Origin of the sequence: Burkholderia sp. AcTa6-5 (assembly GCF_017815075.1) — a bacterium.
GTDB classification, from domain to species: Bacteria; Pseudomonadota; Gammaproteobacteria; order Burkholderiales; family Burkholderiaceae; genus Burkholderia; species Burkholderia sola.
Genome location: NZ_JAGIQE010000009.1, coordinates 110,719 through 125,196 on the forward strand (window position 1 = coordinate 110,719; position 14,478 = coordinate 125,196).

A 14,478-nucleotide genomic window follows, 5' to 3' on the forward strand; every position below is an offset into this window, starting at 1 on the left:
CAAGAAACCGATGTCCTCTGATCAACACGCCGCCGCGGGCGCGTCGCACAGCCCGCTCTACGCCAAACTCCTCGGCGAGACCGCCAAGATCGACTGGTGCGATCTCGAGCGCTTCTTCGCGCAGGGCAAGCTGCTGTCGATCGCACGCGACCTCGATCTCGTCAGCGTCGCGGAAGCCGTCGCCAGCGACGACGCCGAACAGGTCACGCGCTGGCTGTCGTCCGGCCTCGTCGCGCGCATGCCGGCCGAGACCGCCGCCGACTACGCGGCGCGCAATCCGGAGCTGTGGGCGGTCGTCGTCTCGCCGTGGGTCTGCGTGCAGGAACGCGCCTGACGCGTCCGCCATGTCCGACTCCGCGTTACCGCACGGGGACGGCGGCGCCGCGGCCGCCGTCACGCATCGGCGCGTCCTCGCGCTCGCGTTTCCGATCGTCGTCGCGAACCTGACCCAACCGATCCTCGGCGCCGTCGACACGGCCGTCGCCGGCCACCTCGACGGCGCGCAATATCTCGGCGGCGTCGCGCTCGGCGGGCTGTTCTTCAATTTCGTGTTCTGGGGCTTCGGCTTCCTGCGGATGGGGACGACCGGGCTCGTCGCGCAGGCGCATGGCGCCGGCGACGCCGCCGGGATCCGCCTGAACCTGCTGCGCGCGCTGATCGTCGCGTTCGCGCTCGGCGCCGCGGTGCTGGCGCTGCAGGTGCCGCTGCTGTCGTTCGCGCTGTCCGCGCTCGGCGGCAGCGATGCGGTCCGGGCGACAGCCTTCGCATACAGCCATGCACGGATCTGGAGCGCACCGTTCGCGCTCGCGAATTACGTGGTGCTCGGCTACCTGCTCGGCATGCAGCGCGTGCGGCTCGCGCTCGTCGCGCAGGTGTTCATCAACGCGGTGAACATCGCCGCCGTGCTGCTCTACGTGTACGGCTTCGGCTGGGGCATCGCGGGTATCGGCGCGGCGACCGCCACCGCGGACGCATGCGGCTTCGCGCTCGGCGCGTGGATGCTGTGGCGGCTGCGGCCGCGCGGCCTTGCACCGCTCGCGGTACGCGCGCTTGCCGACCGCGTCGCGCTCAAGCGGCTGATCGCGCTCAATCGCGACATCTTCCTGCGCACGCTGTGCCTGCTCGGCGCGTTCGGCTGGTTCGCGCATCTCGGCGCGAAACAGGGCGACGCGACGCTCGCCGCGAATGCACTATTGCTGAATTTCCAGACCTTCATGGCGTACGGTCTCGACGGCTTCGCGCATGCGGCCGAGGCGCTCGTCGGCGCGGCGGCCGGCGCGCGCGATCGCCGCGCATTCCGGCAAGCCGTGCGCGTCACGCTGTTCTGGTCGGCACTCGGCGCGCTGCTGTTCGCGCTCGTTTACTGGGCGGCGGGCGGCTGGATCGTCGCGCGCCTGACCGATCAGGTCGAGATCCGCGCCGTCGCGCTGCGCTACCTGCCGTGGGCCGCGATCTCGCCGATCGTGTCGGTCTGGGGTTTCCTGCTCGACGGCGTGTTCATCGGCGCGACGCAGACGCAATCGCTGATGCGCGCGATGGTCGTGTCGTTGTCGATCTTCATCGCGGCCACGCTCGCCGCCGTCGGCACATTCGGCAATCACGGCCTCTGGTTTGCGCTGCTCCTGTTCATGGCCGCGCGCGGCGCGACGCTCGCGCGCTACCTGCCGGCGCTGTTGCGGCGCATTGGTGCGGACCCGCAGGCCGCGTCCGCGACCCGCGCGTGACGGCGAGCGCGGCCGAGCGTTACTGCACCGGCTTCGGCGACGGCGCGTCGAGCATCGACGGCGGCGTCATGTCGGTCGGCACGCCGTGATAGTCGGCAGGATCTTCCGGTGGGTGGCCGCGGCGCGCCTGGCGAGGATCGCTGCTGCAGGCGGCAAGGAGGGATGCGGCCAGCACGGCCAGCATGAAACGGGTCATCAGGTAGAGCTCCGGAAAACGGCGCGCCCATCGCACGCCGGGACCGCGCCGAGTCTAGCGGAAATCCGGTTTCGGGGTTGCGCCGCACATGTCCTACTATGTACGCATGGCGCTGTGCCGTTGAAAGGAGGCTGCCATGTCGTCTGAAGAAATTGCGGGCCTGATCGGCCTGTTCATCGGTCTGATGGTGCTCGTCGCGCTGTCGTACTTCGAGTCGCGCGAATACAAGCGCAGCCACGAAGGCGAAGGGATGATCCACCACTGGATGGCGGAACACCATCTGCTCGACTGGCGGCGCAAGCACTGAGCGCGTCGCTGCTGCTCGGCCCTCCCCGGGCCGTCGCGAACGTGCCGCACCGCGGCACGATGAGCGTCGCGTATCGCTGAAATTATCAGGGCCGATACATATACATGCGCCAGATACACGAACGCCGTCGCGCAGCACTTGCCACGCGACGGCGTTCGCTTGCGTGCGCCGCGCCTCAGAGGCGCGATACGGTTCAGACCGCTCAGCCCAGGAAGTGGCGTGCGTAGCGCGCGTTGATGTCCGACAGGCGGAACAGCGTCAGGAAATCCGCGCAGTTGAAGTCGGGATCCCAGGCCGGTGCGCCGCAAATCTTCGCACCGAGACGCAGGTAACCCTTGATCAGCGGCGGCGGCGCGACGGCGGTGCCCGTCTGCAGTTCGTCGACCGGCAGGGCCGTGTGCGGGAACGCGCGATACTCGGGCGCCGTCAGCGAGCCGGCCGACAGCGACTGGTACAGGTTGGCCGCGTAGTGGCCGCCGTCGGCCATCGACACGCTCGCGCAGCCCAGCATCGTTTCGTAGCCGTTCTGCATCATGTACGCGCCCAGGCCGCCCCACAGCGCCATGATGACGGCGCCGCTGCGGTAGTCGCTGTGCACGCACGAGCGGCCGACCTCGACCATCTTGCCGCGCAGATGCGTGAGGCGCGACAGGTCGAATTCGCCTTCGGCGTAGAGACGGCCGACACGTGCCGCCTGGTGCGGCGGCAGCACGCGGTACGTGCCGACGACTTTCAGCGTGTCGAGATCGCGGACCAGCAGGTGGTCGCAATACGCGTCGAACGGATCGACATCGAGACCGGACGGGCCGCTGACCTGCGCGCCCATCTCTTCGGCGAACACGCTGTAGCGCAGGCGCTGGGCTTCGCGCAATTCGTCTTCCGTACGCGCCCATGCGGCGCGCAGGCGATACTCCGATGTGACGGTTTCACTGGCGCGCGGCAGGTGGCGCCGCGACATGTCGAGGGGCAGCGAGGCAAAAGGGAGCGTAGGCGTCGGCAGTTCTCGCATTAGGCTTTCCTGATCGTAAGGAATAGGACGACATGCCCGCCAATGTAGTAACCGGCCGTGACCGTTATGTGGCACGACCGTGTCTTTTCAATGACGTGTCGCCGAATTGACTTTAGCAGAAAGCTTGCGAAACCGTACGATCAATCCCTTCAAACCCATTCAGGCGGGCTTCACACCAGTTCGGGCGTCAGCACCGCGCGCAGCACGGCCTGCCGGCTGCCGTCGCGCGTGCGGCTCGCGAGCCACACGATTCCGCCCTTCTTGACGCTCCAGCTGTCGTCGCCGCCGACGATCAATTGCGCGGCGACGCTGCCGAGCGTCGGCTGGTGGCCGACGATCACGACCGTCGGCGCGATGCCTTCCGGCCAGCCGGCCGCCGCGAGCACATCGTCGACGCTGCCGCCCGGCGCGAGTGCGTCGACGGTCCGGTACTGGTCGGTCAGCGCCTCGACGGTCTGCACGGTGCGCGCCGCCGGGCTCGCGAGGATCACGGTATTCGTCTCCAGCCGGCCGCGCAGCCATTTGGCCATTGCCTGCGCGTCCTTGCGGCCGCGCACGGTCAGCTGGCGCGCGAGATCGCTCGCCGCGTAGTCTTCGGCTTCGGCGTGGCGCCACAGGATCAGATTCATCATGATGTTCTCCTTGCTTCGGCGAGCGGCCGCGCGCGCATGCGCTCGGGCCGGCCGATCATCATGGGAATTGTCGCAAATCGCGGGCGGTTCGCGGTCGCGACAATCGCGGGCGGTTCGCGGTCGCGACATTTACCCGCATATCGTGATTGACCGGATCGGCCATTCGACGTTATTATCTTTGGCTCGTCGGAGCGTAGCGCAGCCTGGTAGCGCATCTGATTTGGGATCAGAGGGTCGTAGGTTCGAATCCTATCGCTCCGACCAAAGGAATCAAGGGGTTACATGCCAAAAGCGTGTAACCCCTTTTTCCGTTTACGGGTGATTTTTAGAGCCCTTGAATCGCCCACTCGTTTTCACGGCTAGCTGCAATGCAGCCAACCACGAACCACCCGCCACGCCTGCGCATCTCCCACCTCGCGCACGGAACTTGCTGGAACACGCGATAATACGTGTGAACAACCTGCAACCGCGCATGAAAAACAACATTCTCAAGCCAGCTCTCTGCGCGTCGCTGCTCGTGCTCGCCACCGCCGGCCCTGCGTCGGCGAAAGCGCTCGACGACGCGCTCGATTGCCATTCGACCGGCCACAAGTTCGTCGCGCCGCTGCTCGCGGCCGGCGACATCCAGTCGGAGCCGATGCACGTCGAATCGAATTCGGTCAATGCGTTCCGCACGAACCGCGCGCTGACGGCGTACGGCTTCGGCGTCTACGTCGTGCTCGGCTACCAGGCGAGCGACCCGATCTTCCGTCCGGGCGACGGCAAGCCGATCGGCGACTGGGCGTACGGTGTCGTCGTGCGCGGCACGAAGAGCGCGGTCGAGGAAGCCGTGCACAAGGCCGGCAGCGACGCAACCGTCAAACAGGCGTTCCCGTTCCTGACCGCGATTGTCTGCTCGTCGGATTGAGCGGACCGTCAGCACCCGCGCTGCGCGGCCGCTGACGATCGTACGGGGGGGCGACACCTTGCGAGTGCCACCATCGAAGTATCCGCCGGGCCCGAGTCACCCTCCCGGCCCCGCAATCGCCCTGTCACGCGCCGGTATAAACCACGCGATACGGGATACCGACCTTCTCCCACTCCGCCGCCTCCTGACTGAGGCTGTAGTCGGTCAGCGGGTTCTGCTCGACCCAGGCGCTCGGCAGACGCACCTCGTACCCGCCCTTCTTCATCTGCGAAACGGAAATATCGGGCAGCCCCGCATCGGTCCGGCGCCGGCACAGTAGCGCCGCGAGCCGCAGGCAGAACAGCAGCGGCCACTCGACCTCGCGCGCCTGCGACAGCTTGCCGAGCTTGCCCGCATGGCCGAGCACGAGCGCGGCGAGCCGCGCCTGGTCGGTGCGCGAGAAACCCGGCATGTCCGCGTTGCTCGCGATATAGGCCGAATGCTTGTGATACGCGCTGTGCGAGATCGACAGGCCGATTTCGTGCAACGCGGCCGCCCAGCCGAGAAACATCCGCCCTTCCTCGCGCGCTTCCTCGTCGTCTTCCTCGAGCTCGTCGTAGAAACGCACCGCGAGCGCGCCGATCCGCCCGGCCTGCGCACGATCGACGCCGTAGCGGCGCGTGAAACCCTCGACGGTCACCGCGCGCATGTCCTCGTGCTGCGTCCGGCCGAGCAAGTCGTACAGCACGCCGAGGCGCAGCGCGCCGTCGGTCGTATCGACGTAGTCGACGCCCAGCTCCTCGAACACCGCCAGCATGATCGCGAGGCCGCCCGCGAGCACCGGCACGCGGTCGGGCTTCAGCGCGATCAGCTTCAGCCGGTTGACGTTCTCCGACTTGATCAGCGCACGCTTCAACCGCTCGAGGCCGCCGCGCGAAATGCCGTGCGTGATGCCCGGATCGTTGAAGCCGTTCGCCTCGACGAGCTCCGCGAGCGCGCGCGCGGTGCCGGACGAACCGATCGCCTGGTCCCAGCCGGCCTTCTTGTATTCGCTCGAAATGATCTGGATCTCGCGCTTGGCCGCGAGCTCGGCCTGCCGCATCGTGTATTCGTCGACGTTGCCGGCCGGGAAGAAGGTGCGACTATGGCTCACGCAGCCGATATAGAGGCTCTCCATCACGATCGGCGTGTAGTGCGAGCCGATGATGAATTCGGTCGAGCCGCCGCCGATGTCGACGACGAGCCGCTTGCCGGCGCTCGCCGGCACCGAGTGCGCGGCGCCCGCATAGATGAGGCGCGCCTCTTCGCGGCCCGCGATTACTTCGATCGGGAACCCGAGCGCCGCCTCGGCCTCGCCGAGGAATTCGGGGGCGTTCTTCGCGACGCGCAGCGTGTTGGTCGCCACCGCGCGCACATGATCGGGATGGAAGTCGCGCAGGCGCTCGCCGAACCGCTTGAGCGCCTCCCAGCCACGCTCCTGCGACGCGCGATCGAGCATCTTGTCGCTCGACAGCCCCGCCGCCAGCCGAACCGGCTCGCGCAGCGCGTCGACGGGATAGATCTGGCTGCCCGCCGGCGTTTCCTCGACGCGCCCGACGATCAGCCGGAAGCTGTTCGAGCCGAGATCCACGGCAGCCAGCAAGTGGGGAGTTGTAACCATCAGAAGGGGGCTCCGTGCGCGTTCTTTCGCGGCAGCCGTGCCGGCAACCGCGGGCGATCAATCAAAGGCGACATTTTAAGCGTGGAACGCTTGCCGTTGCCACGCTTCACGGGCATGCACACTGCTTCATTCCATATAGCCGAAACATTTATGCGACGAAAGGGTTCGGGCGTAGAATTTCCCGATATAAAACCATGATTGTCATCAGCACGTCATCGTACCGTGAGAGTTTCCGAGCGTCCTTTCGAATCATCGCCTGAATCATCCCCTACTCTGCCGATGTCCGTCCGTTACCCGCTTCTCAATCGTGAACTCGGCATCCTCGGTTTCAACGAGCGCGTGCTGGCCCAGGCGGCCGACCCGCAAGTCCCGTTGCTCGAGCGCCTGCGCTTCATCTGCATCACCAGCAGCAACCTCGACGAATTCTTCGAAGTCCGGATGGCCGGCCTGCAGGAGCAGATCCGCGACAACCCCGGCGCGCTGACGCCCGACGGCATGTCGTTGCAGCACGCTTACGATCTCGTCGTCGAACGCGCGCAGCGGCTCGTGCATCGACAGTACACGATGCTGCACGAAACCGTGCTGCCGGCGCTCGAACAGGAAGGCATCTACTTCCATGCGAGCGACACGTGGAACGACGAGCAGCTCGAATGGGCGCGACGCTACTTCCTCGACGAACTGCTGCCCGTGCTGACGCCGATCGGCCTCGATCCGGCCCACCCATTCCCGCGCGTGCTGAACAAGAGCCTGAACTTCGTCGTCGAGCTCGAAGGCCGCGACGCGTTCGGCCGCCAGGCCGTGATGGGGATCGTGCAGGCGCCGCGTGCACTGCCGCGCGTGGTGCGCATGCCGCATGCGCTGTCGGGTTTCGAGCACGGCTTCGTGCTGTTGAGCTCGTTCATGCAGCGCTTCGTCGGCGAACTCTTCCCGCAACTCGTCGTGAAGAGCTGCAACCAGTTCCGCATCACGCGCAACAGCGAGCTGTTCGTCGACGAAGACGAAATCACCAACCTGCGTGTCGCGCTGCAGGGCGAGTTGCCCGCGCGCCACCTCGGCAACGCGGTACGCCTCGAAGTGTCGGCCGACACGCCGCTGCACATCGTGCGGCGCCTGCTCGAGGAAAGCGAACTCGGCGACAAGGACTGCTATCGCGTGGCCGGCTCCGTGAACCTCGTGCGGCTGATGCAGATTCCCGATCTCGTCGATCGCCCCGACCTGAAGTTCGCGCCGTTCACCGCGTCGACGCCGTCGGCCATCGCCAACGCGCCGACGATGTTCGACGCGATCGACGCCGGCGACCTCCTGCTGCACCACCCGTACGAGAGCTTCCAGCCCGTGCTCGAACTGCTGCAGCAGGCCGCGAAGGACCCGAGCGTCGTCGCGATCAAGCAGACGATCTACCGCACCGGCACCGACTCGCCGCTGATGGACGCGCTGATGGAAGCCGCGCGCAACGGCAAGGAAGTGACCGTCGTCGTCGAGCTGCTCGCGCGCTTCGACGAGGAAACCAACATCAACTGGGCGTCGCAGCTCGAAGCCGTCGGCGCGCATGTCGTGTACGGCGTGGTCGGCCACAAGTGCCACGCGAAGATGATGCTGATCGTGCGGCGCGTCGTGCAGGCCGGCAAGGCGTCGCTGCGCCGCTACGTGCACCTCGGCACCGGCAACTACCATCCGCGCACCGCGCGCCTCTACACCGACTTCGGGCTGATGACGGCCGACCAGAAGATCTGCGAGGACGTGCATCACGTGTTCCAGCAACTGACCGGCATCGGCGGCGAACTGACGCTGCACGAGCTGTGGCAGTCGCCGTTCACGCTGCATCCGCGCATCATCGATTCGATCCGCGCGGAGATCGACAATGCGCAGGCCGGCAAGCGCGCGCGCATCGTCGCGAAAATGAACGCGCTGCTGGAGCCGTCGGTGATCGCCGCGCTGTACGAAGCGTCGCAGGCCGGCGTCAAGGTCGACCTGATCGTGCGCGGCGTCTGCGCGCTGAAGCCCGGCGTGCCGGGGCTGTCGGACAACATCACGGTGCGCTCGATCGTCGGCCGCTTCCTCGAACACCACCGCATCTACTATTTCCATGCGGGCGGCGCCGAGGACGTCTATCTGTCGAGCGCCGACTGGATGGACCGCAACCTGTTCCGCCGGGTCGAAGTCGCGTTCCCGATCCGCGAGCGCAAGCTCAAGCGGCGCGTGATCGCCGAAGGGCTGTCGGTGTGCCTCGGCGACAACCAGTCGGCATGGCAGATGCACAGCGACGGTCACTATCGCCGGCGCCGCACCGGCAAGACGATCCGCAACGCACAGCTCGGGCTGCTCGCGAAGTTCTGCTCGTGAGCCGTCGGCGCGATACGAGTCGCGCCGACGCTTCGCCATGAAAAAAGCAGCCCTCGGGCCGTTTTTGAACACCGAACCGCTACGCGATCATGCTTCGTAAGCGGCCGGCCGGATCGCGATGACCCGCGAGCCCGGAAACCGCGCGGTGAACGTACTGCCGCGCCCTTCCTCGCTCTGCACGTACAAATGCGCATCGTGCCGCTGCAGCACGTGCTTGACGATCGCGAGCCCGAGGCCCGTGCCGCCGGTGTCGCGCGACCGGCTGCGATCGACACGGTAGAAGCGCTCGGTGAGCCGTGGCAGATCGGCGGCCGGAATCCCGAAGCCGCTGTCCGTGACGGAAAACACGCCCTGTGCGCCCTCGCGCCGCCACGACACGACGATCTTGCCGCCGTCCGGCGTATAGCGGATCGCGTTCGTGACGAGATTCGCGAACGCGCTGAACAACTCCGTCTGCGCACCGGTGACGCCGAGCGTCTCGTCGATCGAGAACGCGATGTCGTGATGCCCGTTCGACAGCGTGTGCGCATCTTCCTTCAGATGGTCGAACACCGCACGCATGTCGATCGCGTGATCGACCGGCGGCTTGCTCTCGCCTTCCAGCTTCGCGAGCACCAGCAGGTCGGTCACGATGTGCCGCATCCGCGACGCCTGCTGCTCCATCATGTCGAGATAGCGCGCGCGGTCCTCCTCGTTCAGCGGCAGCTCGCGCATCGTCTCGAGGAAGCCCGACAGCACGGTGAGCGGCGTCTTCAGCTCGTGCGACACGTTCGCGACGAAGTCGCGCCGCATCGCGTCGGTGCGCTCGAGCTCGGTGATGTCCTGCGTGAGCAGCAGCTTGCGGTTCTCGCCGTACGGAAACACCTGCACGGCCAGCACGTTCTGCCGCGAGTCGCCCATGCCGCGCATCAGCAGCGTGTCCTCGTAATGCTGCGCATTGAGGTAGCGGACGAAATCGGGATGACGCACCAGGTTCGTGATGTGCTGGCGCAGGTCGCGCTTCGCATCGAGGCCGAAATGGACTTCGGCGATCGCGTTGCACCACTCGATCTGGTCGTGGTCGTCGAGCATCGCGACGCCGTTCGGCGAGGCCTGGATCGCCTGGATGAAACGCGAATGCTGCTGCTCGACCTGTCGCACCTGCGCATGCCACTGCTTCGCGAGTTTGTGCAGCCGATAGTAGATCTCGCCCCAGATGCCCGGCGCGCTCGGCACTTCGCCGTAGACGGGCGCATCGAGCAGGCGCCACAGACGCTGCGTATGGAAGGTGCTGAAAAAGCCCTGCGCGACCAGCATCACGACCACGAACACAAGGCCCGCGGTCGGGCCGGCGAACACGCCGACCAGCACGCCGATCAGCACGAGCAGCACGAGCGACACCAGGAAGCGCGCCCAGATGATGTTCATGATTCAGCGTCCGAAAGAAGGAGCGGCAGCCGCGGCACGCGGCATGCCCGAATACGTTACGCGTGCTTGGCGAGGCGGTAGCCGCTGCCGCGCACGGTTTCGATCATCGCATCGCAGCCGGCCGGTTTCAAGGCCGCGCGCAATCGTTTGATGTGCACGTCAACGGTGCGCTCCTCGACGAACACGTGGTCGCCCCACACCTGGTCGAGCAGTTGCGTGCGGCTGTGCACGCGCTCCGGATGCGTCATGAAGAAATGCAGCAGGCGAAACTCGGTCGGGCCGAGATCGAGCTTGATCTCGCTGCCGTCCCCATGTGCGGCGACGCGATGCGTGGCCGGGTCGAGGCGCAGCCCGTTGATCGACACGACGTCCTCGGTCAGCTGCGGCGCGCGGCGGCGCAGCACCGCCTTGATGCGCGCCATCAGTTCCTTCGGCGAGAACGGCTTCGTCACGTAGTCGTCCGCGCCGATTTCGAGGCCGAGCACCTTGTCCTGCTCGTCGCCGCGCGCGGTGAGCATGATGATCGGGATGTGCTTGGTCCGTTCGTTGTTGCGCAGGTCGCGCGCGAACGCGATGCCGGACTTGCCCGGCAGCATCCAGTCGAGCAGCACGAGATCGGGCAGCACGTCGCTGATCAGGTTCTGCGCCTGTTCGGCGTTGTACGCGCGGATCGGGCAGTGACCGGCGTGCTGGAGATTCACCGAGATCAGTTCGGAAATCGCGGGCTCATCTTCAACGACGAGAATGTTGCTGGGCATCGGCACCTCTGTTCTTCCTATGGAGTCGATTAACTGTTGGCTTCGCGATCGAGCGTGTCGCGCGGCTGGTGCCGCACGTCGGTGCCCTTCACGATGTAGATGATGAATTCGGCGATGTTCTTCGCGTGGTCGCCGATCCGTTCGATCGCCTTCGCGATGAAGAGATAATCGAGGCCCACCGAGATCGTGCGCGGATCTTCCTGCATGTACGACACGAGCTTGCGCACGAACGCGCGGAATTCCATGTCGATTTCCTTGTCGTCCTTGACGATCTGCGCGGCGGCCACCGTGTCGAGGCGCGCGAATGCGTCGAGCGCGCGGCGCAGGATCGTCACGGCCATCTCGCCCGACACCTTGATTTCGGCGATGTTGACCGCGCGTGCGGCCGGCTCGTCGACCAGGCGGCGCACACGCTTGGCGATCTTCTCGGCTTCGTCGCCGGCGCGCTCGAGGTTCGTAATCGTTTTCGAAATCGACATCAAAAGACGCAGGTCGCGCGCGGCAGGCTGCCTCCGCGCGATGATGTTGCCGCATTCCTGGTCGATGTCCACTTCCATCGCGTTCAGCGTTTCCTCGGCCGCGATCACCTTCTCGGCCGTATCGCGATCGAACTCGTTCAGCGCGCGCATCGCGCCGACGATCTGCGATTCGACGAGTCCGCCCATTTCCAGCACTTTCGACGACACGGCATTCAGGTCCGCGTCGAACTGGCTCGACAGATGTTTATCCGACATGGTTGTTGTTCTCCGTCATCAGCCGAAGCGGCCGGTGATGTAGTCTTCCGTTTCCTTGCGCACCGGCTTGATGAAGATCTTTTCGGTGTCGCCGAACTCGATCAGCTCGCCCAGGTACATGTAGGCCGTGTAATCCGAGCAGCGTGCGGCCTGCTGCATGTTGTGCGTGACGATCACGACCGTGTAGTCGCTCTTCAGCTCCGCGATCAGCTCTTCGATGCGGCCCGTCGAGATCGGGTCGAGCGCCGAGCACGGTTCGTCGAGCAGCAGCACTTCCGGACGGATCGCGATGCCGCGCGCGATGCACAGACGCTGCTGCTGGCCGCCCGACAGCCCGTAGCCGCTCTGGCCCAGCTTGTCCTTCACTTCGTTCCACAGCGCGGCCTTCGTGAGCGCCCACTCGACACGGTCGTCCATTTCCGAGCGCGTGAGCTTTTCGAACATCTTCACGCCGAACGCGATGTTGTCGTAGATCGACATCGGGAACGGGGTCGGCTTCTGGAACACCATGCCGATCCGCGCGCGCAGCAGCGAGATGTCGCGCTTCGTCGTCAGCAGGTTCTCGCCGTCCATCAGGATTTCGCCTTCGGCGCGCTGCTCCGGATAGAGCGCGAACATCTTGTTGAACGTGCGCAGCAGCGTCGACTTGCCGCAGCCCGACGGGCCGATGAACGCCGTCACCTTCCCTTCGGGAATGCGCAGGTTGATGTTCTTCAGCGCGTGGAACTTGTTGTAGAAGAAATTGAGGTTGTTGACCTCGATCTTCGCGTTCAGCGGCGCGAGCGGACGGCCGTGCGCCGCGTCTTGCGTGCCGGCGGGCGCAGCGGTGCGCTCGACGGGATTCAGGTGGCTTTCTGCCATATTCATCGGATTGCTCCGCCGTTACTTTTTCGAGAAGATCGAGCGCGCCAGGACGTTCAGTCCGAGCACCCCGAGCGTAATCAGGAACACGCCCGCCCATGCGAGCGACTGCCATTCCGCGAACGGGCTCATCGCGAACTTGTAGATCGTGACCGGCAGGTTCGCCATCGGCTGGCTCATGTCGACCGAGAAGAACTGGTTCGACAGCGCGGTAAACAGCAGCGGCGCCGTTTCGCCGGCGATCCGCGCGACCGCGAGCAGCACGCCCGTCACGATCCCGCCGACCGACGCGCGCAGCGTGATCTTCAGCACCATGCGCCACTTCGGCGTGCCGAGCGCGACGGCCGCTTCGCGCAGCGCGTTCGGCACGAGCTTCAGCATGTTCTCGGTCGTGCGGATCACGATCGGGATCTGCAGCAGCGCCAGCGCGATCACGCCGGCCCAACCGGAGAAGCGCCCCGACTTCGCGACGACGATCGCGTACACGAACAGGCCGATCACGATCGACGGCGCGGACAGCAGGATGTCGTTGATGAAGCGGATCGTGCTCGCCAGCAGGTTCTTCTGCCCGTATTCGGCGAGATAGACGCCCGCGAGGATGCCGATCGGCGTGCCGACCAGCGTGCCGAAGCCGCACAGCAGCAGGCTGCCGACGATCGCGTTCGCGAGACCGCCGCCTTCCGTGTTCGGCGCCGGCGTCGATTCGGTGAACAGTTGCAGCGACAGGCCGCCGACGCCGAGGTGCACCGTCGTGTAGAGAATCCACACGAGCCACAGCAGGCCGAAGGCCATCGCGCCGAGCGACGCGGTGAGCGCGATCGCGTTGACGACCTTGCGCTTGCGCTGCAGGCGGTTGCGCATCGCGTCGAGCGCGGCGCCGCTCGGCCCCGGGAAATTCATGATGGGCTCGCTCATTTCTTGCCCTCTCCCTTCTCGAGACGAAGCAGCAGCAGTTTGGAGATGGACAGCACGATGAACGTGATCACGAACAGGATCAGGCCGAGCTCCATCAGCGCGGACGTGTGCAGGCCCGGCTGCGCTTCCGCGAATTCGTTCGCGAGCGCCGACGTGATGCTGTTGCCCGGCGCGAACAGCGACACGCTGTCGAGCAGGTTCGTGTTGCCGATCACGAAGGTCACGGCCATCGTTTCGCCGAGCGCGCGGCCGAGGCCGAGCATCACGCCGCCGATCACGCCGGTCTTCGTATAGGGCAGCACGACCTTCCACATCACTTCCCAGGTCGTGCAGCCGATCCCGTATGCCGATTCCTTCAGCAGCACCGGCGTGACCTCGAACACGTCGCGCATCACCGACGCGATGTACGGGATGATCATGATCGCGAGAATCACGCCGGCCGCGAGGATGCCGATGCCGATCGGCGCGCCGGACGTCAGCGGGCCGAGCACCCACACGTCCTTGAGCAGCCGGCCGATGGGCTTCTGGAAGTATTCGGCGAAGATCGGCGCGAACACGAGCAGCCCCCACATGCCGTACACGATCGACGGAATCGCGGCGAGCAGCTCGATCGCGATGCCGAGCGGACGGCGCAGCCACACGGGCGCGAGCTCGGTGAGGAACAGCGCGATGCCGAAACTGACCGGCACCGCGATGACGAGTGCAATGATCGACGTCACGATCGTGCCGTAGATCGGCACGAGTGCGCCGTAGATGTCCGAGTTGGGATCCCACTCGGATTGCCACAGGAAGCCGAGGCCGAACTTCTGGATGGTCGGCAGCGACGCAATGATCAGGGAAATGATGATCCCGCCGAGCAGCAGCAGGGTCACGATCGCGGCGAGCCGCGCAAGGCCGCCGAACAGGACATCCCCGAGACGGCTCGGCGCGCGCTGCTGCGCACTGTCGGGCGATCGGGAGGACGGGTATGAAATATCAGACATGGGTGCCTGCTTTTGATCGCCGGGCGCCGTAACGCCCGGCTTTACCGCACACACTGCCCGACC

Annotated in this window: 15 protein-coding genes and 1 tRNA gene; 6 read left to right on the forward strand and 10 right to left on the reverse strand. The window is 65.9% G+C overall.

All coding sequences use genetic code 11. From position 1 onward, the window contains the following. The first annotated feature begins 10 nt into the window (after positions 1-10). Together J8I33_RS14475 and J8I33_RS14480 are read left to right on the forward strand one after the other, a co-directional pair. Positions 11-334: a DUF2288 domain-containing protein gene (locus tag J8I33_RS14475; RefSeq protein WP_050013661.1), complete on the forward strand. Its 324-nt coding sequence runs from the start codon at positions 11-13 to the stop codon at positions 332-334. Between the two features lie 10 nt (positions 335-344). Next, positions 345-1,724: an MATE family efflux transporter gene (locus J8I33_RS14480; RefSeq protein WP_209937300.1), complete on the forward strand. Its 1,380-nt coding sequence runs from the start codon at positions 345-347 to the stop codon at positions 1,722-1,724. Between the two features lie 19 nt (positions 1,725-1,743). On the opposite strand, the gene J8I33_RS14485 is transcribed toward J8I33_RS14480, so the two are convergent. Next, on the reverse strand, positions 1,744-1,920 hold the full coding sequence (locus tag J8I33_RS14485) for a hypothetical protein (RefSeq protein ID WP_089467143.1): 177 nt from the start codon (positions 1,918-1,920) through the stop codon (positions 1,744-1,746). Between the two features lie 136 nt (positions 1,921-2,056). Between J8I33_RS14485 and J8I33_RS14490 the strand changes: the two genes are divergently transcribed. Beyond that, positions 2,057-2,227, forward strand: a complete 171-nt coding sequence (locus tag J8I33_RS14490) for a hypothetical protein (protein WP_006476323.1) — start codon at positions 2,057-2,059, stop codon at positions 2,225-2,227. A 202-nt stretch (positions 2,228-2,429) separates the two neighbouring features. Here the strand turns inward: J8I33_RS14490 and J8I33_RS14495 are convergent, their stop codons facing one another. Both J8I33_RS14495 and sixA read right to left on the reverse strand, forming a co-directional pair. After that, positions 2,430-3,236 (reverse strand): GNAT family N-acyltransferase, encoded by an 807-nt coding sequence (locus J8I33_RS14495; protein WP_050013659.1) that lies wholly within the window; start codon positions 3,234-3,236, stop codon positions 2,430-2,432. Between the two features lie 170 nt (positions 3,237-3,406). Further along, positions 3,407-3,868, reverse strand: coding sequence for a phosphohistidine phosphatase SixA (gene sixA, locus J8I33_RS14505; protein WP_050013658.1), 462 nt, complete (start codon positions 3,866-3,868; stop codon positions 3,407-3,409). A 187-nt stretch (positions 3,869-4,055) separates the two neighbouring features. Between sixA and J8I33_RS14510 the strand changes: the two genes are divergently transcribed. After that, positions 4,056-4,132, forward strand: a tRNA-Pro gene (locus J8I33_RS14510). Positions 4,133-4,340: 208 nt separating this feature from the next. Further along, positions 4,341-4,775 carry a hypothetical protein gene (locus tag J8I33_RS14515; RefSeq protein ID WP_209927722.1) on the forward strand — a complete coding sequence of 145 codons (435 nt, stop codon included), beginning with the start codon at positions 4,341-4,343 and terminating at the stop codon, positions 4,773-4,775. Positions 4,776-4,899: 124 nt separating this feature from the next. Here the strand turns inward: J8I33_RS14515 and ppx are convergent, their stop codons facing one another. After that, positions 4,900-6,414 (reverse strand): exopolyphosphatase, encoded by a 1,515-nt coding sequence (gene ppx, locus J8I33_RS14520; RefSeq protein WP_050015227.1) that lies wholly within the window; start codon positions 6,412-6,414, stop codon positions 4,900-4,902. A gap of 279 nt (positions 6,415-6,693) precedes the next feature. Between ppx and ppk1 the strand changes: the two genes are divergently transcribed. Continuing rightward, positions 6,694-8,757 carry a polyphosphate kinase 1 gene (ppk1, locus tag J8I33_RS14525; protein WP_209937307.1) on the forward strand — a complete coding sequence of 688 codons (2,064 nt, stop codon included), beginning with the start codon at positions 6,694-6,696 and terminating at the stop codon, positions 8,755-8,757. 87 nt (positions 8,758-8,844) lie between these two features. Here the strand turns inward: ppk1 and phoR are convergent, their stop codons facing one another. Genes phoR through pstC form a run of 6 tightly spaced genes read right to left on the reverse strand, consistent with a single transcriptional unit; the run spans position 8,845 to position 14,415 of the window. Continuing rightward, entirely contained in the window at positions 8,845-10,164 is a 1,320-nt protein-coding gene (phoR, locus tag J8I33_RS14530) for a phosphate regulon sensor histidine kinase PhoR (RefSeq protein ID WP_050015223.1), read from the reverse strand. A 56-nt stretch (positions 10,165-10,220) separates the two neighbouring features. Continuing rightward, positions 10,221-10,922: a phosphate regulon transcriptional regulator PhoB gene (phoB, locus tag J8I33_RS14535; protein WP_006750313.1), complete on the reverse strand. Its 702-nt coding sequence runs from the start codon at positions 10,920-10,922 to the stop codon at positions 10,221-10,223. Positions 10,923-10,951: 29 nt separating this feature from the next. Then, positions 10,952-11,656: a phosphate signaling complex protein PhoU gene (phoU, locus tag J8I33_RS14540; protein ID WP_006476334.1), complete on the reverse strand. Its 705-nt coding sequence runs from the start codon at positions 11,654-11,656 to the stop codon at positions 10,952-10,954. An 18-nt stretch (positions 11,657-11,674) separates the two neighbouring features. Continuing rightward, entirely contained in the window at positions 11,675-12,523 is an 849-nt protein-coding gene (gene pstB / locus J8I33_RS14545; RefSeq protein ID WP_050015221.1) for a phosphate ABC transporter ATP-binding protein PstB, read from the reverse strand. 15 nt (positions 12,524-12,538) lie between these two features. After that, complete coding sequence (gene pstA / locus J8I33_RS14550) at positions 12,539-13,432, reverse strand: phosphate ABC transporter permease PstA (protein WP_050015219.1); 894 nt, start codon at positions 13,430-13,432, stop codon at positions 12,539-12,541. After that, positions 13,429-14,415: a phosphate ABC transporter permease PstC gene (gene pstC / locus J8I33_RS14555; RefSeq protein ID WP_124639041.1), complete on the reverse strand. Its 987-nt coding sequence runs from the start codon at positions 14,413-14,415 to the stop codon at positions 13,429-13,431. Before pstC ends, pstA begins: the two co-directional genes overlap by 4 nt. Positions 14,416-14,478: the final 63 nt, after the last annotated feature.

Bases quoted from the DNA above. Each gene is read 5' to 3' on its own strand.
- J8I33_RS14475 (WP_050013661.1), top strand. From the start codon at position 11: ATGTCCTCTGATCAACACGCCGCCGCGGGCGCGTCGCACAGCCCGCTC.
- J8I33_RS14480 (WP_209937300.1), top strand. From the start codon at position 345: ATGTCCGACTCCGCGTTACCGCACGGGGACGGCGGCGCCGCGGCCGCC.
- J8I33_RS14485 (WP_089467143.1), bottom strand. From the start codon at position 1,920: ATGACCCGTTTCATGCTGGCCGTGCTGGCCGCATCCCTCCTTGCCGCC.
- J8I33_RS14490 (WP_006476323.1), top strand. From the start codon at position 2,057: ATGTCGTCTGAAGAAATTGCGGGCCTGATCGGCCTGTTCATCGGTCTG.
- J8I33_RS14495 (WP_050013659.1), bottom strand. From the start codon at position 3,236: ATGCGAGAACTGCCGACGCCTACGCTCCCTTTTGCCTCGCTGCCCCTC.
- sixA (WP_050013658.1), bottom strand. From the start codon at position 3,868: ATGATGAATCTGATCCTGTGGCGCCACGCCGAAGCCGAAGACTACGCG.
- J8I33_RS14515 (WP_209927722.1), top strand. From the start codon at position 4,341: ATGAAAAACAACATTCTCAAGCCAGCTCTCTGCGCGTCGCTGCTCGTG.
- ppx (WP_050015227.1), bottom strand. From the start codon at position 6,414: ATGGTTACAACTCCCCACTTGCTGGCTGCCGTGGATCTCGGCTCGAAC.
- ppk1 (WP_209937307.1), top strand. From the start codon at position 6,694: ATGTCCGTCCGTTACCCGCTTCTCAATCGTGAACTCGGCATCCTCGGT.
- phoR (WP_050015223.1), bottom strand. From the start codon at position 10,164: ATGAACATCATCTGGGCGCGCTTCCTGGTGTCGCTCGTGCTGCTCGTG.
- phoB (WP_006750313.1), bottom strand. From the start codon at position 10,922: ATGCCCAGCAACATTCTCGTCGTTGAAGATGAGCCCGCGATTTCCGAA.
- phoU (WP_006476334.1), bottom strand. From the start codon at position 11,656: ATGTCGGATAAACATCTGTCGAGCCAGTTCGACGCGGACCTGAATGCC.
- pstB (WP_050015221.1), bottom strand. From the start codon at position 12,523: ATGAATATGGCAGAAAGCCACCTGAATCCCGTCGAGCGCACCGCTGCG.
- pstA (WP_050015219.1), bottom strand. From the start codon at position 13,432: ATGAGCGAGCCCATCATGAATTTCCCGGGGCCGAGCGGCGCCGCGCTC.
- pstC (WP_124639041.1), bottom strand. From the start codon at position 14,415: ATGTCTGATATTTCATACCCGTCCTCCCGATCGCCCGACAGTGCGCAG.